20 protein-coding genes are annotated in these 20,962 nt (G+C 70.7%); 16 read left to right on the top strand and 4 right to left on the bottom strand.

Translation table 11 applies throughout. From position 1 onward, the window contains the following. Positions 1-56 precede the first annotated feature (56 nt). Together ACF1FZ_RS21130 and ACF1FZ_RS21125 are read left to right on the top strand one after the other, a co-directional pair. Positions 57-1,265: a sensor histidine kinase gene (locus tag ACF1FZ_RS21130; protein WP_391774928.1), complete on the top strand. Its 1,209-nt coding sequence runs from the start codon at positions 57-59 to the stop codon at positions 1,263-1,265. A gap of 19 nt (positions 1,266-1,284) precedes the next feature. Continuing rightward, positions 1,285-1,959, top strand: a complete 675-nt coding sequence (locus ACF1FZ_RS21125; protein WP_391774927.1) for a response regulator — start codon at positions 1,285-1,287, stop codon at positions 1,957-1,959. A 12-nt stretch (positions 1,960-1,971) separates the two neighbouring features. On the opposite strand, the gene ACF1FZ_RS21120 is transcribed toward ACF1FZ_RS21125, so the two are convergent. Beyond that, positions 1,972-3,072: a DUF5937 family protein gene (locus ACF1FZ_RS21120; RefSeq protein WP_391775106.1), complete on the bottom strand. Its 1,101-nt coding sequence runs from the start codon at positions 3,070-3,072 to the stop codon at positions 1,972-1,974. Positions 3,073-3,176: 104 nt separating this feature from the next. Between ACF1FZ_RS21120 and ACF1FZ_RS21115 the strand changes: the two genes are divergently transcribed. Then, positions 3,177-3,335, top strand: a complete 159-nt coding sequence (locus ACF1FZ_RS21115) for a hypothetical protein (RefSeq protein ID WP_391774926.1) — start codon at positions 3,177-3,179, stop codon at positions 3,333-3,335. A gap of 42 nt (positions 3,336-3,377) precedes the next feature. Here the strand turns inward: ACF1FZ_RS21115 and ACF1FZ_RS21110 are convergent, their stop codons facing one another. After that, positions 3,378-4,523, bottom strand: coding sequence for a threonine aldolase family protein (locus ACF1FZ_RS21110; RefSeq protein ID WP_391774925.1), 1,146 nt, complete (start codon positions 4,521-4,523; stop codon positions 3,378-3,380). Positions 4,524-4,689: 166 nt separating this feature from the next. On the opposite strand from ACF1FZ_RS21110, the gene ACF1FZ_RS21105 reads away from it, so the two are divergent. From ACF1FZ_RS21105 to ACF1FZ_RS21060, 10 genes are all read left to right on the top strand, one after another. After that, positions 4,690-5,664: a Rossmann-like and DUF2520 domain-containing protein gene (locus ACF1FZ_RS21105; protein WP_391774924.1), complete on the top strand. Its 975-nt coding sequence runs from the start codon at positions 4,690-4,692 to the stop codon at positions 5,662-5,664. Beyond that, positions 5,661-6,674 (top strand): pantoate--beta-alanine ligase, encoded by a 1,014-nt coding sequence (gene panC / locus ACF1FZ_RS21100; RefSeq protein WP_391774923.1) that lies wholly within the window; start codon positions 5,661-5,663, stop codon positions 6,672-6,674. The genes ACF1FZ_RS21105 and panC overlap by 4 nt, the downstream gene beginning before the upstream one ends. Continuing rightward, positions 6,671-8,440 (top strand): L-aspartate oxidase, encoded by a 1,770-nt coding sequence (locus tag ACF1FZ_RS21095; RefSeq protein ID WP_391774922.1) that lies wholly within the window; start codon positions 6,671-6,673, stop codon positions 8,438-8,440. The genes panC and ACF1FZ_RS21095 overlap by 4 nt, the downstream gene beginning before the upstream one ends. Before the next feature lie 2 nt (positions 8,441-8,442). Then, entirely contained in the window at positions 8,443-9,492 is a 1,050-nt protein-coding gene (gene nadC, locus ACF1FZ_RS21090; RefSeq protein ID WP_391774921.1) for a carboxylating nicotinate-nucleotide diphosphorylase, read from the top strand. Next, entirely contained in the window at positions 9,492-10,289 is a 798-nt protein-coding gene (locus ACF1FZ_RS21085; protein WP_031091045.1) for a type III pantothenate kinase, read from the top strand. Before nadC ends, ACF1FZ_RS21085 begins: the two co-directional genes overlap by 1 nt. Before the next feature lie 140 nt (positions 10,290-10,429). Beyond that, the gene (locus tag ACF1FZ_RS21080) at positions 10,430-11,056 is read left to right on the top strand and encodes a hypothetical protein (RefSeq protein WP_391775105.1); all 627 of its coding nucleotides are present in this window, start codon (positions 10,430-10,432) and stop codon (positions 11,054-11,056) included. A 48-nt stretch (positions 11,057-11,104) separates the two neighbouring features. Next, complete coding sequence (locus tag ACF1FZ_RS21075) at positions 11,105-11,284, top strand: hypothetical protein (RefSeq protein ID WP_391774920.1); 180 nt, start codon at positions 11,105-11,107, stop codon at positions 11,282-11,284. Positions 11,285-11,387: 103 nt separating this feature from the next. Continuing rightward, complete coding sequence (locus ACF1FZ_RS21070; protein WP_391774919.1) at positions 11,388-11,822, top strand: BlaI/MecI/CopY family transcriptional regulator; 435 nt, start codon at positions 11,388-11,390, stop codon at positions 11,820-11,822. Positions 11,823-11,831: 9 nt separating this feature from the next. Further along, positions 11,832-12,449, top strand: a complete 618-nt coding sequence (locus tag ACF1FZ_RS21065; RefSeq protein ID WP_391774918.1) for an amino-acid N-acetyltransferase — start codon at positions 11,832-11,834, stop codon at positions 12,447-12,449. Positions 12,450-12,593: 144 nt separating this feature from the next. Beyond that, positions 12,594-12,929: an Lsr2 family protein gene (locus ACF1FZ_RS21060; RefSeq protein ID WP_391774917.1), complete on the top strand. Its 336-nt coding sequence runs from the start codon at positions 12,594-12,596 to the stop codon at positions 12,927-12,929. Here ACF1FZ_RS21060 and ACF1FZ_RS21055 read toward each other — a convergent pair. After that, positions 12,908-13,492, bottom strand: coding sequence for an SCO3374 family protein (locus tag ACF1FZ_RS21055; RefSeq protein ID WP_391774916.1), 585 nt, complete (start codon positions 13,490-13,492; stop codon positions 12,908-12,910). The genes ACF1FZ_RS21060 and ACF1FZ_RS21055 overlap by 22 nt on opposite strands. A gap of 429 nt (positions 13,493-13,921) precedes the next feature. Here ACF1FZ_RS21055 and ACF1FZ_RS21050 point away from each other — a divergent pair, with 429 nt between their 5' ends. After that, complete coding sequence (locus tag ACF1FZ_RS21050) at positions 13,922-16,447, top strand: ATP-dependent Clp protease ATP-binding subunit (protein ID WP_014155535.1); 2,526 nt, start codon at positions 13,922-13,924, stop codon at positions 16,445-16,447. A gap of 1,441 nt (positions 16,448-17,888) precedes the next feature. Further along, positions 17,889-18,605, top strand: a complete 717-nt coding sequence (locus tag ACF1FZ_RS21045; RefSeq protein WP_391774915.1) for a M23 family metallopeptidase — start codon at positions 17,889-17,891, stop codon at positions 18,603-18,605. Between the two features lie 17 nt (positions 18,606-18,622). Here ACF1FZ_RS21045 and ACF1FZ_RS21040 read toward each other — a convergent pair whose 3' ends face one another. Next, complete coding sequence (locus ACF1FZ_RS21040) at positions 18,623-19,207, bottom strand: TetR/AcrR family transcriptional regulator (RefSeq protein ID WP_391774914.1); 585 nt, start codon at positions 19,205-19,207, stop codon at positions 18,623-18,625. A 137-nt stretch (positions 19,208-19,344) separates the two neighbouring features. Here ACF1FZ_RS21040 and ACF1FZ_RS21035 point away from each other — a divergent pair, with 137 nt between their 5' ends. Next, positions 19,345-20,940, top strand: coding sequence for an MDR family MFS transporter (locus ACF1FZ_RS21035; protein ID WP_391774913.1), 1,596 nt, complete (start codon positions 19,345-19,347; stop codon positions 20,938-20,940). Positions 20,941-20,962 lie beyond the last annotated feature (22 nt).

Below are 20,962 nucleotides of genomic sequence, written 5' to 3'. Positions count from 1 at the left end.
CGGATCGGCCCTTCGGCTGACCCGGGCACCGATCACCTGTCCCTACGCTGGGTAACGTGCAGCGCTTCTACGATTTCATCCGCAGACACCCGACGGGCGTCGACATCCTCTGGGCTGTCCTCCTCCTCGGGTTCTCCGGCGTGTCCATCGTGGCCGACCAGGCCGGTGTCGGCCGGGAGCGCGTGGCCGCCGTGCCGATCGCCGTGGGTCTGTGCACCGTGGTCGCGCTGCGCCGGCGCGCGCCGGAGAAGATGCTGCTGCTCGCGATCCTGATGGGGCTCGCCCAGCTGGCGCTCGGGGTGCGGCCCAACGCGGCCGACTTCGCCATGCTGGTGATCACCTACACCGTGGCCGCGGTGGGAGGGCGCTGGGCGTCCCGGCTCGCCCTGGGGTGCAGCCTGACCGCGGCAGGGATCTCACGACTGCGCTGGTCCGACGGCGCCCCGTCGGGCGGCTGGGGGCAGACGGCCTTCTACATCGTCGTCATGACCGTGCCCTTCGTCCTGGCCTGGGTGCTCGGCGATTCGATACGCACCCGGCGGGCCTACTTCGATCAGCTGGAGGAGCGGGCCGCCCGGCTGGAGCGCGAGCGTGAGGCGCAGTCGAAGGTCGCCGTGGCCGCCGAACGTGCCCGCATCGCCCGCGAACTGCACGACGTCGTCGCGCACAACGTCTCGGTGATGGTGGTCCAGGCCGACGGCGCCGCGTATGTCATGGACTCGTCCCCGGATCAGGCCCGGCAGGCGCTGGAGACCATCTCCGGCACCGGCCGCCAGGCGCTCGCCGAGATGCGGCGGCTGCTCGGAGTGCTCAGGACCGGCGATTCCCAGGAGAGCGGGGAGTACGTTCCCCAGCCCGACGTCGAGCAGATCGAGGAACTCGTCGGCAAGGTCAGGGAGACGGGCCTCGCGGTGGACTTCAAGATCGAGGGCACTCCGCGTCCGCTGCCGAGCGGGGTCGAGCTGACCGCGTACCGCATCGTCCAGGAGGCGCTCACCAACACCCGTAAACACGGCGGCCCGGGCGCCGGGGCGAGCGTGCGGCTGGTCTACTTCGACGACGGGCTCGGCCTGCTCGTCGAGGACGACGGCCGCGGCGCCCCGCACGAGCTCTACCAGGACGGTGGGGCCGACGGTGCGGGACAGGGGATGATCGGCATGCGCGAGCGGGTCGGGATGGTCGGCGGGACGCTGGACGCGGGCCCGCGCCAGGGCGGCGGCTTCCGGATCAGCGCCCTGCTTCCGCTCAAGCCGGCCGACCAGTGACAGAAGGACAGGACAGTTCATGGCGATCCGAGTGATGCTCGTCGACGACCAGGTGCTGCTGCGCACCGGTTTCAGGATGGTGCTCGCCGCCCAGCCGGACATGGAGGTCGTCGCGGAGGCGGGCGACGGGGCCGAGGCGATCGAGGCGCTGCGGTCCACGGCCGTCGACGTGGTGCTCATGGACGTGCGTATGCCACGCCTGGACGGTGTCGAGGCGACCCGGCGCATCTGCGCGCGGACCGATCCGCCCAAGGTGCTGATCCTGACCACGTTCGACCTGGACGAGTACGCCTTCTCCGGTCTGAAGGCGGGCGCCAGCGGGTTCATGCTCAAGGACGTGCCGCCCGGCGAACTGCTCTCCGCCATCCGCTCGGTGCACAGCGGCGACGCCGTCGTGGCCCCGTCCACGACCCGCAGGTTGCTCGACCGGTTCTCGCCGATGCTGCCGAGCGGCCGGAAGGAGCCTCAGCACAAGCACGTCGAGAAGCTGACCGAGCGCGAGCGCGAGGTGATGCTGCTGGTCGCCCAGGGCCTGTCGAACGGCGAGATCGCGGGCCGTCTGGTCCTGTCCGAAGCGACCGTGAAGACCCATGTGGGCCGCATCCTCACCAAACTGGGCCTGCGTGACCGCGTCCAGGTGGTCGTCCTCGCGTACGAGACGGGCCTGGTCAGGGCGGGCGGCGGTACGGGCTGACCTCCCCCGGGGTCACCGCAGCACGCCCTCCAGGAAGTCGCTGCCCAGACGGGCCACGGCCGTCAGGTCCAGCGAGTGCAGGACGTACCGCCCGCGCCGGCGCGTGGTGACCAGGCCGGCCCTCTTGAGCAGCGCCAGATGGCGGGACACCTCGGGGGGCGTGATGCCGTGAGAGTCGGCGAGTTCGCCCGTGGTGTACGGGGAACGGGCCAGGTTGCGGCAGATCCGCATCCGCATCGGGTGCGCCAGCGCCTCCATCCGGAGCTGGAGCAGCTCCACGGAGGCGGGGGAGGGCAGCTCGGGGCGGTGCACCGGGTAGTGGATCACCGGGCGCCAGCCGGGGGCGTGCAGCACCGACAGATGGGGCCAGCCGAAGGTGGTCGGGATGAGGGTCAGCCCGGTACCCGTGGCGTCGGTGCGGCCCTCGGTCAGCTTGTCGACGCTGATCCGGCCGGCCTCCTCGTCCAGCGACAGGGCCGCGGAGACCGCACCCATGGCCGCGGCGGTGCCCTTGTGCCGCAGCACCTCCGTCTTGTGCCGGGCGTCGGCCGTGAGCTGGATCCGCGCCCGCTCCCAGGTGCCGGCGAAGAACGCCTGGTCGCAGTCCTCGAAGAGGCGTCTGACCCAGCCCCGTACGGAGTCAGGGTCGTGCAGGAGCCGCCGGCTGAACTCCACCTGCTTCGGTCCCCTGGCAGCCGCCATGTCCAGCGCGCGGGTCCGCGTCCGGGAATCGGAGAGCGGGGACGGCGCGCCCGTTCCGTACGTGCTCGTGCAGGTGAACTCCAGGGCGGCGGCGACGAACCGCTCGTCGTCCAGTCCGTCGAGGATGTCCAGGTCCTCGGCGAGGGTCGCCCCGGCCCTGCCGCCGCCACCGCGGACCCCGGCGAACGGCAGGAAGACGTCGGAGAAGGTGTTCCGCCACAGGAACTCCGCCTCGCTCAGCCGGTCCGCGAGGTCCGGTTCCAGGGAGGCGGCCGTCGCCGTCACCCAGCCGTGCAGGCCGGGGTGGTGCCCCGGCTCGGAGAGCGCGTGAAGGGCGAGGCCCAGCTCTGCGAGGGGGGAGGTCTCGAAAACTATGCGCTCGGGAGGCAGGCCCGCGATGTCGATGTGCACACTCACCCCTCCATGGTGCGGGGTGCGGGGGCGGAGGCCGGTGTCACTTGACCGCGGCCGTCAATTCACGGGCGGACCCGCCGGGCCGGGGGCAGGCTGGAGTCATGGACATCATTCAGCAGCACATGCTCGACAGCTGCCGGGCCGCGCAGCACGGTGAGGTGCCGCCCCCGCTGCCCGGCACGCGCGACCGGGACGTTCTGCGCGCCGTGCGCAGACGTATCCGTGCCTGGACGTCGGTGCACCTGCCGCCCCTCCTCTGAGCCGCCTGCGCCGGCCGGAGCCGCCCCGCGGACCTGAACCGCCTACTCCAGCCGCCCCACGAAATCCGCCACCGCTTCCCGGACGTCCCCGGCCGTCCAGTCCAGTCCCGGGGCCGCCACCGTGACCTCGGTGGAAGAGAGCCCGGGCGGACCGGCCGGAGCCGCGAACCAACGGCGGAAGAGCGTCACGCCCGTCTCCTCGGCCTGCCGCACGGACGCCTCGTCCAGCACCTCTGCCGCGTACGGCAGCCAGACCTTGAACTGGTGTGTGTGCGGCGGCTCGGGGTGGACCCGGGACCACGGCACCCCCGACTCGGCGAAGCCCTCCGCCAGCGCCCCGGCGACCACCTTCGCGTGCGCCACGTACGACGGCAGCCTCGGCAGCTCCCGCTCCAGGCCCAGCAGGGCGGAGAGGGCAGCCGGATACTGCTGGAAGACCTGACCGCCGTAGCGGTGGCGCCAGGTCCTCGCCTCCTCGATCAGCGACTCGGGGCCCGCGAGCGCCGCTCCGGACAATCCGTCCAGGGACTTGTAGAACGACACGTACACACTGTCGGCGAGGGCCGCTATCCCGGACAGGCCGCGCCCGAAGTGCGATGTGCACTCCCAGAGGCGCGCCCCGTCCAGATGCACCACCGCGTCCCGCTCCCGTGCGGCGGCCACGGCCGCCTCCAGCTCCTCCCAGGAGGGCAGGACGAAGCCCGCGTCCCGCAACGGCAGTTCCAGCATCAGCGTGCCGAACGGCTCGGGGAGATCCCGGATCTCGTCCGCCGTGGCATGCCGGGGCGCCGCCGTCGGATGCACCGTGCGCAGCCCGCTCACCGAGGTGAGCGCGCCCCGCTCGTGCACCTCCGGGTGGGAGAGCGGATGCAGGGCCACGGCCGGGTCGCCCGTACGTCCCGCCCAGCACCGCAGCGCGACCTGCTGGGCCATCGTCCCGGTCGGGAAGAACGCGGCGGCGTCCATGCCCAGCAGATCCGCGGTACGCCGCTCGACCTCGGCGACGACCCCGTCGCCGTAGACGTCCGTCCACTCGTCCAGGTCGTGGACCGCGCCCGCGCCGGAGGCCAGCGCGGTCAGCCGCTCGGCCAGAGTGTGGTCCGCGGACATCCGCGCCAGCACCTTTCCCGACCGCCGCCAGGCGGCCAGCCTGCGGTTCCGCTGTTGCTGCTCATCGGTGACTGCCATGGGACGATCATCACCCGGACCGCTGACACCGCCCACCGCGGGTTCCTCTGCCGCCGAAGGTTATCCACAGGGTGTGGACGGTTGAGGGGTGTGACGAAACGCTGGCGTAGCATGCAGAGAAATCGTCCGGTACCCCCCGCGGACTGGAACGGAAGGCCATCGCCGCGTGAACGCATCAGTTTCCAAGGAAACCCTCGACGCGAGGGACCGCCCCGCCCGCCTCACCGTCGGCGTCGTCGGCGCGGGACGGGTCGGCCCGGCCCTCGCCGCCTCGCTCCAGCTCGCCGGGCACCGCCCGGTCGCGGTCTCGGGCGTGTCCGACGCCTCCGTGCGCCGGGCCGCCGCACTGCTCCCCGATGTCCCCCTGGTGACGCCCGCCGAGGTCCTCGCGCGCGCCGATCTGGTGCTGCTGACGGTCCCCGACGACGTGCTGCCCGGGCTGGTGGAAGGCCTTGCCGAGACCGGCGCCGTCCGACCGGGCCAGCTGCTCGTCCACACCTCCGGGCGGTACGGGACGAAGGTGCTGGACCCCGCCCTGCGGGCCGGTGCCCTCCCGCTCGCCCTGCATCCGGCGATGACCTTCACCGGCAGCTCCGTCGATGTCCAGCGGCTGGCGGGCTGCTCCTTCGGAGTCACCGCCCCCGAGGAGCTCAGGCTCGCCGCGGAGGCGCTCGTCATCGAGATGGGCGGCGAGCCCGAATGGATCGCCGAGGAGTCCCGGCCGCTCTACCACGCGGCGCTCGCCCTCGGAGCGAATCACCTGGTCACCCTCGTCGCGCAGTCCATGGAGCTGCTCCGCAAGGCCGGCGTGGGTGCACCCGACAGGATGCTCGGGCCCCTGCTCGGAGCCGCCCTCGACAACGCCCTGCGCTCCGGCGACGCGGCGCTGACCGGGCCGGTCGCCCGGGGTGACGCGGGGACGGTGTCCGCGCACATCCGCGAGCTGCGGGCCCACGCCCCGCGGACGGTGGCCGGATACCTCGCCATGGCCCGCGCCACGGCCGACCGGGCGCTGGACCACGGCCTGCTCAGGACGGAGCTGGCCGAGGACCTCCTCGGCGTCCTGTCGGACAGCAGCCCCGCCGACGGAACGAACGGAACACACGGCCCGGACGGAACCGGACCGGGGGAGAAGCGATGAACACCGCACCCGCCACCCTGCTGAGCTCCACCGCGGAGCTGGACGCCCTGGGCCGGGCCGCCGGAGCACGCCGCGCCGTCGTGATGACGATGGGCGCGCTCCACGACGGCCACGCCACCCTGATCCGTGCGGCGCGGGCAGCCGCGGGGCCCGGCGGCCAGGTCGTGGTCACCGTGTTCGTCAACCCGCTCCAGTTCGGCGAGGCCGCCGACCTCGACCGTTACCCCCGCACGCTGGAGGCCGACCTCGCCGTCGCCTCGGAAGCCGGTGCCGACGCGGTCTTCGCACCCTCCGCCGACGAGGTGTACCCCGGCGGCGATCCCCAGGTCAGGATCACAGCGGGCCCCATGGGCGAGCGGCTGGAGGGCGCCTTCCGCCCCGGGCACTTCGACGGCATGCTCACCGTCGTCGCCAAGCTCCTCCACCTCACCCGGCCGGACGCGGCGTTCTTCGGGCAGAAGGACGCCCAGCAGCTGGCACTGGTCCGCCGCATGGTGCGGGATCTCAACTTCCGTACCGACATCGTCGCGGTGCCGACCGTCCGGGACCCGGACGGCCTCGCGCTCTCCAGCCGTAACCGCTTCCTCTCCGCTCAGGAGCGCCGGACCGCGCTGGCCCTGCCCAGGGCCCTGTTCGCCGCGCGTGACCGGCTGGCCGCCCAGCAGACGCTGCACGCCCGCGCCCGGACGGCCCCGGCGGGCGAGGGCCGTGCCGCCGCCCTCACCCGGCTCGGAGAGGCCCGTGCGGCCGCCGACACACAGGCCGTGGAGCTGGCCCGGCCGACCGTCACACCCGCCGCGGTGCTGGCCGCCGCACGGGCCGTCCTGGACGAGGCGGCCGAAGAGACGGTGCCCCTCGACCTGGAATACGTGGCGCTCGTGGACCCGGCGGACTTCACCGAGTTCCCCGACGACCGCGCCGACGGCGAGGCGGTCCTCGCCGTCGCGGCGCGGGTGGGAGCCACCCGCCTGATCGACAACATCCCGCTGACCCTCGGAGCCCACACGTGACCGGAATACGGCTGACCGCCCCCGCCCCCGGCTGGGCCATCGACGCGGACGTCGTCGTGGTCGGCTCCGGCGTGGCCGGTCTCACCACCGCCCTGCGCTGTGCCGCGGCGGGCCTCTCGACCGTGGTCGTCACCAAGGCCCGCCTGGACGACGGCTCCACCCGCTGGGCACAGGGCGGCATCGCCGCGGCGCTCGGTGAGGGCGACACCCCGGAGCAGCACCTCGACGACACCCTGGTCGCCGGGGCGGGCCTGTGCGACGAGACGGCGGTGCGCGCCCTCGTGACGGAGGGCCCCGACGCCGTACGCCGGCTGATCGGCACCGGCGCCCACTTCGACACCACCGACACCGGGGCGATCGCCCTGACCCGTGAGGGCGGCCACCACCGCCGCCGCATCGCACACGCCGGGGGCGACGCCACGGGCGCCGAGATCTCCCGCGCCCTGGTCGAGGCGGTCCGCTCGGCCGCCCTGCGCACCATCGAGAACGCCCTGGTCCTGGATCTGCTCCACGACGCGGAGGGCCGTACCGAGGGCGTCACCCTGCATGTCATGGGCGAGGGCCAGCACGACGGGGTCGGCGCCGTTCACGCCCCGGCCGTGGTGCTCGCCACCGGCGGCATGGGCCAGGTCTTCTCCGCGACCACCAATCCGCCGGTCTCCACGGGCGACGGGGTGGCGCTCGCACTGCGGGCGGGGGCCGAGGTCTCCGACCTCGAGTTCGTCCAGTTCCATCCGACCGTCCTGTTCCTCGGTGCCGATTCCGAGGGCCAGCAGCCGCTGGTGTCCGAAGCGGTACGCGGCGAGGGCGCCCATCTCGTCGACGCCTCCGGTACCCGCTTCATGCTCGGGCAGCACGAGCTGGCCGAGCTGGCGCCCCGCGACATCGTCGCCAAGGCGATCACCCGCCAGATGCACCTCCAGGGCACCGAGCACATGTATCTCGACGCCCGCCACTTCGGCGCCGGGATGTGGGAGCAGCGTTTCCCGACGATCCTCGCAGCCTGCCGCGCCCACGGCATCGACCCCGTCACCCGGCCGATCCCGGTGGCCCCCGCCGCGCACTACGCTTCGGGCGGCATCCGCACGGACCTCCGCGGCCGTACGACGGTGCCCGGCCTGTACGCCTGCGGTGAGGTCGCCTGCACGGGTGTGCACGGTGCGAACCGGCTGGCGTCCAACTCCCTCCTGGAGGGACTGGTCTTCGCGGAGCGCATCGCGGCCGACATAGTGGACGGGCTCCGGGCCGACCCCACGGCCGCCCCCCGGCGTGCCCCGGTGGGGAACCCTGCCGGAGCGCACACCGTCCCGCTGCTCACAGCGGAGTCCCGCACCACGATCCAGCGGATCATGACCAGGGGCGCCGGGGTCATCCGCTCCGCCGGCAGCCTCGCCACCGCGGCCGAGGAACTGGAGGCGCTCCAGCAGGCCGCTGCCGACGGGGACGCCCCCAAGGACGCCGTGCCCGGGGTGGAGGCGTGGGAGGCCACGAATCTGCTCCTCGTCTCGAGGGTCCTGGTCGCGGCGGCCCGGGAACGCGAGGAGACCCGCGGCTGCCACTGGCGAGAGGACCGGCCCGACCGCGACGACGCCGCCTGGCGCCGCCACCTCGTCGTCCGTATCGCCCCGGACCGGCAGCCCGTCGTCCGCACGACGGACGGTGCCGCATTCCCGCCCGTACGCCCCGGAGACCCGGCGGACCCCACAGAGACAGCACGGCCCGCCGGCCCCCGTAACCACCCCGCCGACGCCCCCGAGGAGCCGTAACCGTGAGCACGCCCGAAGACAATCCGCGCCCCGCACCCGTGGACGTCCCGCTGATCCACATCGGCGCCCCCGCCGGAACAGGGGGCGGCTGTGGCGACGGCTGCGGCTGCGGTGACGGTTACGACCCCGACGGCCTGGAGTGCGGCCTCGACCCCGCTCTGGCCCAGCTGCTGGCCGACGCCGGGCTGGACCCCGTCCAGGTCGAGGACATCGCCCACGTCGCCATCGAGGAGGACCTCGACGGAGGCGAGGACGTCACCACCGTGGCGACCGTCCCGGAGGACTCCGTGGCCACCGGGGATTTCACCGCGCGTGAGGCGGGCGTCGTCGCGGGCCTGCGCGTCGCCGAGGCGGTCCTGTCCATCGTCTGCACCGACGAGTTCGAGGTCGAGCGCCACGTCGAGGACGGTGACCGTGTCGTGGCCGGTCAGAAGCTGCTCACGGTCACGACCCGTACCCGCGACCTGCTCACCGGCGAGCGCAGCGCGCTCAATCTGCTCTGCAGGCTCTCCGGGATCGCGACCGCCACCCGCGCCTGGGCCGATGTGCTCGAGGGCACCAAGGCGGCGGTCCGCGACACCCGCAAGACCACTCCGGGGCTGCGCGCACTCGAGAAGTACGCGGTGCGCTGCGGCGGCGGGGTCAACCACCGCATGTCGCTGGTGGACGCGGCGCTGGTCAAGGACAACCACGTGATCGCGGCCGGCGGTGTCGCCGAGGCGTTCCAGCGGGTCAGGAAGGCGTTCCCCGACCTCGCGATCGAGGTCGAGGTCGACACCCTGGAGCAGGTCCGGGAGGTGCTGGACGCCGGCGCGGACCTGATCCTGCTGGACAACTTCACCCCGGCCGGGACCGCGGAGGCGGTCGCCCTCGTCGACGGCCGCGCGGTGCTGGAGTCCTCGGGCCGGCTCACCCTCGGATCCGCACGCGCCTACGCCGAGGCCGGTGTCGACTACCTGGCCGTCGGCGCGCTCACGCACTCCTCGCCGATCCTCGACATCGGCCTGGACTTCCGTGACGCCGCGGCGACGACCGACGGGGCCGGCGCCTGATGCTGCTCACCATCGACGTCGGCAACTCCCACACCGTCCTCGGTCTGTTCGACGGGGAGGAGATCGTCGAGCACTGGCGGATCTCCACCGACGCCCGCCGCACCGCCGACGAGCTGGCCGTCCTGCTCCAGGGGCTGATGGGCATGCACCCGCTGCTCGGAGTCGAACTGGGCGACGGCATCGAGGGGATCGCGATCTGCTCCACCGTCCCCGCCGTCCTGCACGAACTCCGTGAGGTCACCCGCCGCTACTACGGCGACGTCCCGGCGGTCCTTGTGGAACCGGGCGTCAAGACGGGCGTGCCGGTCCTCACGGACAACCCGAAGGAGGTCGGTGCGGACCGCATCATCAACGCGGTCGCCGCCGTCGAGCTCTACGGCGGCCCGGCCATCGTCGTCGACCTCGGCACGGCCACGACCTTCGACGCGGTCTCCGCCCGAGGTGAGTACACCGGCGGGGTGATCGCACCGGGCATCGAGATCTCCGTGGAGGCACTGGGGGTGAAGGGGGCCCAGCTCCGCAAGATCGAGCTGGCGCGGCCCCGCAGCGTGATCGGCAAGAACACCGTCGAGGCCATGCAGTCCGGCATCGTGTACGGCTTCGCCGGCCAGATCGACGGGGTGGTCGAGCGCATGAAGAAGGAGCTGGCGGCCGATCCCGACGAGGTCACCGTGATCGCGACCGGTGGTCTTGCTCCGATGGTGCTGGGTGAGTCCTCCGTCATCGATGAGCACGAGCCCTGGCTGACACTCATCGGGCTGCGCCTCGTGTACGAACGCAATATCGCCCGCATGTAGGACATGCCCGTGGTCACCTGCGGGAACGGCTCGGCGGCGCGGTCTTCTGCGCCGCGCCGCCGAGCGATTGGTTAAGCGGATTTTGTCCATTTAGCACGTATTGTCGCGTCATGCCCACGCCTTATGGATCACGCGGCGGCATGGCGTTCAGCGCGGACGAACTCAGGGTGCTCCGACGTGCTCTCGCCAACGCCCTCCACCCCACGCCCCTGCTTGACGAGGATGTCCAGGACTGCCTGCGGCTCGCGGGCGCCGTGGACGAGGCGGTGAGCGAGGCCGGCCGGCTGCGCTCCTTCCTCCTCGCCGATCTCGCCCGCTACCGCGAGGCGCTCCCCGGCTCGCTCAGCGGCTATCTGGAGCTCCTCCAGGACGCCCTCGCGGCCGGCTACGCCCCCCGCCCCGACGACCTCGCGGCGCTTCGCGCCATGCGTGCCGGGCCGGTCGCCGCGGCCCTGCTGGAGCGCTGTCAGGTGCTTGCCGAGCGCTCGGTGAGGGCGCGTCTCACCGGTCGCGCGGTGCCCGTCAGGGCGCCCGCGCCGCGCAGGAGGCTGCTGGCCCTGCCCGGAGGCCTCGCGGCGGCCGAGGAGCCCGAGCGTCCCCGGAAACCGTCGCGCGCCCCGTCGGGGCCTGCCGCGCCGGTCCGCCGGCCGGCCCCGGGCGAGCGTCCGGTGCCCAAGCCGTCCGAGGTCTTCCCGCCCGGCCGCAGGCCGCCGCCGGCTCCTGAACCGGAGGAGCGCGCGGTGTCCTGGGTGCGGCGACGCGCCTGAGGGGTGCCCGGGAGTGGCCGGAATGCCGGGCTCGCTACCCTGGACGGCATGGACTACGTATCCGCGCTCGTTCCCCCCGTGGTGATGGCCGTCTTCTTCGTCGGCCTCGTCGTGACGATCATCAAGAGCCAGGGCGGCCCGAACAAGGCCAAGGAGGACGCTGCCGTGGACGCGGCACTCGCCCGTGCCGAAGCGGTCGAGCGGACGCCGCGGCCCGAGGGCGTCTGACCCGGACCCGAGTGTGAAGGGCGCACGGCTCCACCGGAGCGGTGCGCCCTTTTTGGCATCCCTGAATTATCACATTCCGGACATCCAGTGCTGAGGTGACGGTGTGCCCCGCCAATTGGGAGAGCTCGAAGACACCGTGATGACGCGGGTCTGGCAATGGAACCGCCCGGTCACCGTGCGGGAAGTTCTCGAGGACCTTCAACAGGAACGGTCCATCGCGTACACGACCGTCATGACGGTAATGGACAATCTCCATCAGAAGGGCTGGGTGCGCCGGGAAGTCGATGGCCGTGCATATCGATATACGGCGGTCTCCACGCGCGCCGCATACGCGGCCGCACTGATGAACGAGGCCTGGTCGCAGAGTGACAACCCCGCGGCGGCACTGGTCGCCTTCTTCGGCATGATGTCCGCGGAGCAGCGTGAGGCCCTCCGGGATGCGATGCGCGTCGTCACGCCCGCCTTCCCCGAGCCGGCCGGGGCCCGCCCCGATGACGGGACCGCAGCCGATGAAGCGCCGGCGGAGGGGGAGCGATAGCGTCGGGGGATGTCCTCAGAGCAGTCGCAAACCGAGCGTCGTACCGAGTCGCGAACCGGAGCTCGAAGCAGGCCGGAAACCGGATCTCGCGCAGATCTTCATACCGTCCCGTCGGCGAATAGGCCGGCCATCACGGTCCGCCGCGCCAGGACGAGCGATGTGGCGTCCGTCCGCGGGCTCCTTGACGGCTACGTCTCGGAAGGCATCCTGCTCGACAAAGCGACGGTGACGCTTTACGAGGACATCCAGGAGTTCTGGGTCGCCGAACGCGACGAGGACGCCCGTGTCATCGGCTGCGGCGCACTCCACGTGATGTGGGAAGACCTCGCCGAAGTCCGTACTCTCGCCGTCGACCACAGCATCAAGGGCACGGGAGTCGGGCACCAGGTTCTGGGCAAGCTGTTGCAGACCGCGCGATGGCTCGGCGTCCGCCGGGTTTTCTGTCTCACGTTCGAAGTCGACTTCTTCGCCGCGCACGGCTTCACGGAGATCGGAGAGACACCGGTCGACGGAGATGTCTACAGCGAGCTACTGCGTTCCTATGACGAGGGTGTCGCCGAGTTCCTGGGTCTCGAACGAGTGAAGCCGAACACCTTGGGCAACAGCCGGATGCTTCTGCACCTGTGAACGGCGGAACGTGCTGGAACCCTATGTCCGAATCGCGCACGTTTCCCGTGTCCTCGCGCTCCTGATCCTCTCCCAGGGGTTTGTGTTTTCCGGGGAAAAGCGGTTTCCTTTCCGCGTACTGCATTTTCGATGAAAGGAAATCCGGTGGCGCAGAAGGTTCAGGTCCTTCTTGTCGATGACCTCGACGGTGGCGAGGCGGACGAGACGGTCACGTTCGCTCTGGACGGCAAGACGTACGAGATCGACCTCACCACGGCCAACGCGGACAAGCTCCGTGGTCTTCTCGAGCCGTACACCAAGGGCGGACGCCGTACCGGTGGCCGCGCGGCCACCGGCCGCGGCAAGGGCCGCGCCGTTTCCGGTGGCAACAAGGACACCGCCGAGATCCGTAGGTGGGCGCGCGAGAACGGCCACAACGTGAATGACCGTGGCCGTGTTCCCGCCGAGATCCGCGAGGCTTACGAGAAGGCCAACGGCTGACCTGTCGGCCGATGGGGCCACAGGTGTGTACGGGCATGCGCGATCCTGGCCCGGTGGCATTCATTCGCCGCCGCGTCCACGAGGCGTACGAGATCGGGAGCACCCCCACCGCTGCTCCCGAGGCCGCCGAGGGCCGGGAGGGACGGTTCCACCTCCTGGCGCGATCCGGGGGGCCGCAGCCAGAAGGCGGCCCCCGGCGATCCCGCCGCCCCGTCCGGCGGCACCGGGGCCGTGATGTGCCCGCCGGTTCCGAGGGCGGTCAGGTCGAGAGCGATCCCGCCCCACTCCAGCCAGTCGAGCAGTCCCGGCAGTTCGTCGGCGCTGCCCGCGGCCACCAGCAGTCGCATACGCCGTCCCGCCAGTGCCACCGGCCCGGTGCGCCCCACGCGGCGCAGTGCCGCGTGGCCTGCCGCGGCGGGCAGCTCCAGCACGTCGAAGCTCAGCCCCGTCAGCAGTCGCACCGGCGATGTGCCCGCAGTGGCCCAGCCGAGTTCGCGGGTGTACCACTGTGTGCGGTCGCGGACTTCCGGTGACGAGCGAGGAGGCGGGACGAGGGAGGCCATGCCCGATGAACCGCCGAACCGGCCCCGGAGTTACGCTCCGCATGCGATCCGCCGCTCTGTGTGCCCGCCATGGGGGCGTGTGAGGGTGTCGGCCGGCGCGAAGTTGTTCGCCCGTAGCGGAGGAAACGGGGGTGCGCCGCATGGACTGTCGGTGGGTGCGGGTAAGACATCCCTAGTGGGAAGGGGCGACACGCGGGTAAAAACGTCTCACGTTCGCCATCGGCGTACTGACGAAAGGGCTATCTGCCTGGCCTGCGGGAACATCGTCTCGCACCATCGGGTTGGAGCAGTTGTCGGCGTTCGGGTCAGGAGGCCATCGTCGGGTGTCGGCAGTTGAAATGAGCGGTCCCCGCTTGCGGGACTAAGCTGCGGAAGGACAGGGAGGGGACCGACCCCTTACTGCCTGACCGCTCTGAGGAGCGATTAACGATGTTCGAGAGGTTCACCGACCGCGCGCGGCGGGTTGTCGTCCTGGCTCAGGAAGAAGCCCGGATGCTCAACCACAACTACATCGGCACCGAGCACATCCTCCTGGGCCTGATCCACGAGGGTGAGGGTGTCGCCGCTAAGGCCCTGGAGAGCCTCGGGATTTCGCTCGAGGCGGTCCGCCAGCAGGTGGAGGAGATCATCGGCCAGGGCCAGCAGGCCCCGTCCGGGCACATCCCCTTCACTCCCCGGGCCAAGAAGGTCCTGGAGCTGTCGCTCCGTGAGGCCCTTCAGCTCGGCCACAACTACATCGGCACGGAGCACATCCTGCTAGGCCTGATCCGCGAGGGCGAGGGCGTCGCAGCCCAGGTCCTCGTGAAGCTGGGCGCCGACCTGAACCGGGTGCGGCAGCAGGTCATCCAGCTGCTCTCCGGGTACTCGGGAGGCAAGGAGGCGGCCACCGCGGGCGGCCCCGCGGAGGGCACGCCCTCCACTTCCCTGGTGCTCGACCAGTTCGGCCGGAATCTCACCCAGGCCGCTCGTGAGTCCAAGCTCGACCCGGTCATCGGGCGCGAGAAGGAGATCGAGCGGGTCATGCAGGTACTCTCCCGCCGTACCAAGAACAACCCGGTCCTCATCGGCGAGCCCGGCGTCGGCAAGACGGCGGTCGTCGAGGGCCTGGCCCAGGCCATCGTCAAGGGCGAGGTGCCCGAGACCCTCAAGGACAAGCACCTCTACACCCTGGACCTCGGCGCCCTGGTGGCGGGTTCCCGCTACCGAGGCGACTTCGAGGAGCGCCTGAAGAAGGTCCTCAAGGAGATCCGCACCCGCGGCGACATCATCCTGTTCATCGACGAGCTCCACACCCTGGTGGGTGCGGGTGCCGCCGAGGGCGCGATCGACGCGGCGAGCATCCTCAAGCCCATGCTGGCGCGAGGCGAGCTCCAGACCATCGGTGCGACGACGCTCGACGAGTACCGCAAGCACCTGGAGAAGGACGCCGCGCTCGAGCGCCGCTTCCAGCCCATCCAGGTCGCGGAGCCGTCGCTGCCGCACACCATCGAGATCCTCAAGGGTCTGCGTGACCGTTACGAGGCCCACCACAGGGTCTCCATCACGGACGAGGCGCTGGTCCAGGCCGCCACCCTGGCCGACCGCTACATCTCGGACCGCTTCCTGCCGGACAAGGCGATCGACCTGATCGACGAGGCCGGTTCCCGGATGCGCATCCGCCGGATGACCGCGCCGCCGGACCTCCGCGAGTTCGACGAGAAGATCGCGGGCGTCCGTCGCGACAAGGAGTCGGCGATCGACTCCCAGGACTTCGAGAAGGCAGCTTCGCTCCGCGACAAGGAGAAGCAGCTGCTGGCGGCGAAGGCCAAGCGCGAGAAGGAGTGGAAGGCCGGCGACATGGACGTCGTCGCCGAGGTCGACGGCGAGCTCATCGCCGAAGTCCTGGCCACGGCCACCGGCATCCCGGTCTTCAAGCTGACCGAGGAGGAGTCCTCGCGGCTGCTGCGCATGGAGGACGAGCTCCACAAGCGCGTCATCGGTCAGAAGGACGCCATCAAGGCCCTCTCGCAGGCGATCCGCCGTACGCGAGCCGGCCTGAAGGACCCGAAGCGGCCGGGCGGTTCGTTCATCTTCGCCGGCCCGTCCGGTGTCGGTAAGACCGAGCTCTCCAAGACGCTCGCCGAATTCCTCTTCGGCGACGAGGACGCGCTGATCTCCCTCGACATGTCGGAGTTCAGCGAGAAGCACACGGTTTCCCGGCTCTTCGGTTCGCCCCCCGGTTACGTGGGTTACGAAGAGGGCGGACAGCTCACCGAGAAGGTGCGCCGCAAGCCGTTCTCCGTCGTTCTCTTCGACGAGGTCGAGAAGGCCCACCCCGATATCTTCAATTCCCTGCTCCAGATTCTGGAGGACGGTCGTCTGACCGACTCCCAGGGCCGGGTCGTGGACTTCAAGAACACGGTCATCATCATGACGACCAACCTCGGGACCAGGGACATCTCGAAGGGCTTCAACCTGGGATTCGCCGCCCAGGGTGATGTCAAGACGAACTACGAGCGGATGAAGGTCAAGGTCAACGAAGAGCTCAAGCAGCACTTCCGGCCCGAGTTCCTCAACCGTGTCGACGACACGGTGGTCTTCCACCAGCTCACCGAGGAAGACATCATCCAGATCGTCGACCTGATGGTCGCCAAGGTGGACGAGCGTCTCAAGGACCGCGACATGGGCATCGAGCTCAGTGCCGAGGCCAAGTCGCTCCTGGCGAAGAAGGGCTACGACCCCGTGATGGGCGCCCGGCCGCTGCGCCGGACGATCCAGCGCGAGATCGAGGACATCCTCTCGGAGAAGATCCTCTTCGGGGAGCTGCGTCCCGGTCACATCGTGGTCGTGGGCACCGAGGGCGAAGGGGACGAGAAGAAGTTCTCGTTCCGCGGCGAGGAGAAGTCGGCTCTGCCGGACGTCCCGCCGATCGAGCAGGCAGCGGGCGGCGGCCCGAACCTGACGAAGGAAGCGTAGGGCGCGCGTATCGCCTGAGCGTCGAAAGGGGCTGCCCCGGACCGGTTTCGGTCCGGGGCAGCCCCTTTCGGCTTCCCGTACGAGCCCCGCCGCGATGCGCCGGAGCAGTGGAGGTCTGCTCCTCCGCATCCATCGAGATGCCTTCGGGACTGTCGGTCCTGCGGTGTTCGTCGCGGCTGCCGAACAGCATGTTCAGTGAAGAGCCTGTACGGCTTCCGGCGGGTGGTGGGGAGGCTGCCCCGACGCCGACGCCGACGCCGACGCCGACGGAACAGAGCAGAGGAGTGTGAGCGAGGGCGCCCGGTGGAGCGTTCCCGGTGAACTGGCGGGAGAGGCCGCGTTCCAGTTCGGCCGGGGCCTCGTGGTCGTCGCCTTCCAGCCGCGCCGTACGGTGCCAGGCACCGTGAAGGACTGGATGCCCGCGGCACGCAAGGGCAGGGCCCGGGGAGGCGCCGCCCGGGCGCGGAGTGTCCGCAGCGGACGAAGGGGACCGGACCGTTCAGCGGCTCCGGCGCGCCGCTCAGGGTGCGAGCCGAGGCGTGGGCCGCCGGCCTCGGAGCAGGGCGGTCTTCCCGGCTCCGCGCCCTCCCGCCGCAGCACCCGGCGCCGGTCGGTGAGCAGCACCCCGCCGCCCTGGAGGGCGCTGACGACGAGAGTACGGTCCGCACCCGCTTCCACGGACTGCCGTACCACCGGCACGAGGTGTGCGGTGCTCCCCGCCTCCTCGTCCCCGGTCTCCCCTGCCTCTCCGGCCACGGCACCGTGTGGAGTCAGGGTGAAACCGGCCTCGTGCGTGCGGCCGGCGGCCGCCTCGACGGCCCGGCCCCATTTCGCCGCCCGCCTTGTGCTCCATGCGGAGTCAGTGGGTGAACTCCTTCCGGATGCCGCCGGAGAAGGCAAGAGGCCTGCCGGTGGCGCGGGCCGCCGCGTCGGCGAGCTGGTCGCGAATCGACTCGACGGCGTCGAGGCCATGGGCGGTGTCGTCGCCCGTCCGTCCCCCGGGGTGCTGGGCGCGGGGCCGGACGGCGTAGCCGGACCGCAGGGCCGAAGGTCCCGAAACGGACAGGCTTCCGGCCCAGTGGCGGTGACAAGGCGCACAGGCCCTTGGAGGCCTACGAGGCGCGATAGGAGAAGTCGGGGCGACCACCCCGGGGACCTTGGGCCCCTCTCAGGAAGGACTTTTGGCGTTTGGATCGGTATGGCCCGATTTCTGGCCGATGCCCGGGGAGGAGGCCCTGGAACTGGAGTTAAACCCGTTTTGCGAGAAATGCCCGGAAGATCATTTACGGTCGCCGGACCGGCGGCCGTTGTGAATTCCCGCCTCCACTACTACGGCTTTTGATCGTAGATGGGGTGTTTGAGTGTTTCCGGGGGCGCGGGTTACCAAGGTGGGGCAAGCCCGGTCGAGCACCGGGTCCAGTCACCCCGGAGGTTCCCCCGCATGTCGAAGCGCGTTACGTTCCAGCAGTCCCGCCGCCCGTCCATGTCCCGCGCCAGTGGCGCCGTCGTGGCCGCCGGCCTGGGTGCGTCGATGGTGTTCGGCGCGGGCGCGGCGTTCGCGTCCGGCACGACGGACACCGCGGCCCTGGCGGGTGCGGTCACCGCTGCCGACTCCGTCGCCCAGCAGGCGACCGCACAGGGCAAGGCCGCGGCCGCAGCGAAGGCCGACAAGGCGGAGAAGGCTGCCGCCGGGAAGAAGGCGGCGGCCGAGAAGAAGGCGGCCGCGAAGAAGAAGGCCGCCTCCTGGGAGGCCCCGGTCGACAAGTACGTGCTGAGTGCCACCTACGGCACCGGTGGCGCCCGCTGGGCCAGCAAGCACTCCGGCCAGGACTTCGCGGTGCCGATCGGCACCAAGGTCGAGGCCGCCCACTCCGGCCGGGTCGTCAAGGCGGGCCCGAACGGCGCCGGTGACGGCCCCGCGTACGGCAACGCCGTCGTGATCAAGCACGCCAACGGCAAGTACTCGCAGTACGCGCACCTGTCCAAGATCGGCGTGAACGTCGGCGACCGCGTGAAGACGGGCGAGAAGATCGCCCTGTCCGGCAACACCGGGAACTCCAGCGGTCCGCACCTCCACTTCGAGATCCGCACTTCCCCGAACTACGGCTCGGCGATCAACCCGGTCTCCTACCTGAAGGCCGAGCACGTCCACATCTGACGTGACACCCGTAGCCGCTAAGCGGCGGGCCCCGGGTCATGGGCCTTGGTCACCAGCTCGAAGGCGACCTCGAGAGCGGCCTTGCGCTTCTCCTCGGGGTCGCCTTCGGCGTCCCGGAGGGCCATCATCCCGGCGTGCATCGTGAAGAGTGCGCTGAAGCACCGCACCTGGTCGGTGAGCGGGGCGTCGGGATCCTTGATCAGGTCGACCAGGGCGATGACCCGGTGCTTGATGGTGTGGCCGATGCTCAGCTCGCGCACCGTCGCCTGGTTCTCCTGCATGAAGACGAAGAGCGGCTCGGCCGCCTTGAGCGCCTCGCTGTAGCGGACCAGGATCTCCTTCTTCGTCTCCAGGGTGCGCGGCTGCTCCTTGCCCCACTCCAGCAGGGCTTCGACGGGCCGGTTCAGGTCCTCGAAGATGCTGATGAGGATGTCTTCCTTGGTCTTGAAGTGGTAGTACAGCGCCGCCTTGGTGACCTGCAACTGCTCGGCGATCTCGCGGAGCGAGGTCTTCTCGTACCCCTGTTCGGCGAAGAGTCCCAGGGCGACGTCCTGAATGCGCTGGCGGGTGTTGCCCCGGCGCGGCTGTGGCGTGCTGCCCATGCGACTCTCCCAAGAACTTACTTGACGCCCGGCTAGTTACGGGTCTACTTTCCTCAGTGTAGTCAACTAGCCGGGCGGCAAGTAAGTGCCGGGTCGATGGGCGGCCCGGCTATCAGGGGACCAGGGGAGCGGACGGTATGACAGACCTCGTGAAGGCGACGGCGGGCGGGAAGGCGGAACCGCCTGCACGCAGCGTCCGGGTGGTGGTTCTCGCGCTGATGATCGCAATGCTGCTGGCCATGCTCGACAACCTGATCGTCGGCACCGCCATGCCCACCATCGTCGGCGACCTGGGCGGTATGGAGCACCTGTCCTGGGTGGTCACCGCCTACACCCTGGCCACCGCGGCCTCCACCCCCATCTGGGGCAAGCTCGGCGACATGTACGGGCGCAAGGGGATCTTCCTCACGTCCATCGTGATCTTCCTGATCGGGTCGGTGCTGAGCGGAATGTCCCAGGACATGGGCCAGCTGATCGGTTTCCGGGCGGTCCAGGGCCTGGGCGCGGGTGGTCTCATGGTGGGCGTCATGGCCATCATCGGCGACCTGGTGCCGCCCCGGGAGCGTGGCAGGTACCAGGGCATGATGGCCGGTGTCATGGCGATAGCGATGATCGGCGGGCCGCTGGTCGGCGGGACCATCACCGACCACCTGGGCTGGCGCTGGAGCTTCTACATCAACCTGCCGCTCGGTGCCGTCGCGCTGGCCATGGTCACCGCGGTGCTGCACCTGCCCCGTAAGGAGCGGACGAAGGCGAAGGCCGACTACCTGGGGGCCGTGCTCCTCACCGTGGGCATCACCGCGATCGTGCTGGTCACCACCTGGGGCGGTACGGAGTACGCCTGGGGCTCGGCCGTGATCATGGAGCTCGTCGCCCTGGGCGCAGCCTCCCTCGTCGGCTTCCTGTTCGTCGAGACGAAGGCCGCGGAACCGATCGTGCCGCTGCACATCTTCCGCAACCGCAACTTCACCCTCATGTCCGTGGTCGGCTTCATGGCGGGCTTCGTGATGTTCGGTGCGGTGCTCTTCCTCCCGCTCTACCAGCAGTCGGTCCAGGGGGCGTCCGCGACCAACTCCGGTCTGCTGCTCCTGCCGATGCTGCTCGCGATGATGAGCGTCTCGCTGATCGCCGGACGGGTCACCACCAGCACCGGCAAGTACAAGGTCTTCCCCATCGCGGGAAGCATCCTGATGGTCACCGGCCTGTTCCTGCTCTCCACCATGGACACCGGCACCACGCGCCTCACCTCCGGTCTCTACATGGCGGTGCTCGGTGCGGGCATGGGCTTCCTGATGCAGATCACGATGCTCGTCGCCCAGAACAGCGTCGAGCTGAAGGACATGGGCGTCGCCTCGTCCACGACCACGCTCTTCCGCACGCTCGGCAGCTCCTTCGGAGTCGCGATCATGGGAGCCCTGTTCACCGGCCGGGTGCAGGACGAGATGACGGCGCGCGGCGGCGGTGGGGCCATCGCGAAGTCGGCCCAGCTGGATGCGGCGAGCCTGGCGCAGCTCCCGGCCCCGGTGCGTGAGGCGTACGAATACGCCGTCGCCTCGGGGACGCACCTCGCCTTCCTCGTGGGCGGCTCGGTCGCGGTGGTGGCCCTGGTGGCGGCGCTGTTCGTCAAGGAGGTCCCGCTGCGCGGCACGGCGAAGCCGGAGGTGCCCACCCCGGACGACGACGGAACGGCGGCCGCGCGGCCCGCGGCGGTCCAGCAGTCGCAGGCCGTCTGAGCGGCCCCGGACAGGGGTGGGC

Source organism: Streptomyces sp. NPDC014623 (genome assembly GCF_043088245.1).
GTDB lineage: Bacteria > Actinomycetota > Actinomycetes > Streptomycetales > Streptomycetaceae > Streptomyces.
Note: the sequence above shows the minus strand (reverse complement) of the source record. Positions and strands in the feature narration are given on the sequence as shown.

What these genes read in the sequence shown, in the direction of transcription:
- ACF1FZ_RS21125 (WP_391774927.1), top strand. Translation starts at nt 1,285, where the DNA reads ATGGCGATCCGAGTGATGCTCGTCGACGACCAGGTGCTGCTGCGCACC.
- ACF1FZ_RS21085 (WP_031091045.1), top strand. Translation starts at nt 9,492, where the DNA reads ATGCTGCTCACCATCGACGTCGGCAACTCCCACACCGTCCTCGGTCTG.
- panC (WP_391774923.1), top strand. Translation starts at nt 5,661, where the DNA reads ATGAACACCGCACCCGCCACCCTGCTGAGCTCCACCGCGGAGCTGGAC.
- ACF1FZ_RS21110 (WP_391774925.1), bottom strand. Translation starts at nt 4,523, where the DNA reads ATGGCAGTCACCGATGAGCAGCAACAGCGGAACCGCAGGCTGGCCGCC.
- ACF1FZ_RS21065 (WP_391774918.1), top strand. Translation starts at nt 11,832, where the DNA reads ATGTCCTCAGAGCAGTCGCAAACCGAGCGTCGTACCGAGTCGCGAACC.
- ACF1FZ_RS21050 (WP_014155535.1), top strand. Translation starts at nt 13,922, where the DNA reads ATGTTCGAGAGGTTCACCGACCGCGCGCGGCGGGTTGTCGTCCTGGCT.
- ACF1FZ_RS21075 (WP_391774920.1), top strand. Translation starts at nt 11,105, where the DNA reads ATGGACTACGTATCCGCGCTCGTTCCCCCCGTGGTGATGGCCGTCTTC.
- ACF1FZ_RS21045 (WP_391774915.1), top strand. Translation starts at nt 17,889, where the DNA reads ATGTCGAAGCGCGTTACGTTCCAGCAGTCCCGCCGCCCGTCCATGTCC.
- ACF1FZ_RS21055 (WP_391774916.1), bottom strand. Translation starts at nt 13,492, where the DNA reads ATGGCCTCCCTCGTCCCGCCTCCTCGCTCGTCACCGGAAGTCCGCGAC.
- ACF1FZ_RS21115 (WP_391774926.1), top strand. Translation starts at nt 3,177, where the DNA reads ATGGACATCATTCAGCAGCACATGCTCGACAGCTGCCGGGCCGCGCAG.
- ACF1FZ_RS21035 (WP_391774913.1), top strand. Translation starts at nt 19,345, where the DNA reads ATGACAGACCTCGTGAAGGCGACGGCGGGCGGGAAGGCGGAACCGCCT.
- ACF1FZ_RS21080 (WP_391775105.1), top strand. Translation starts at nt 10,430, where the DNA reads ATGGCGTTCAGCGCGGACGAACTCAGGGTGCTCCGACGTGCTCTCGCC.
- ACF1FZ_RS21040 (WP_391774914.1), bottom strand. Translation starts at nt 19,207, where the DNA reads ATGGGCAGCACGCCACAGCCGCGCCGGGGCAACACCCGCCAGCGCATT.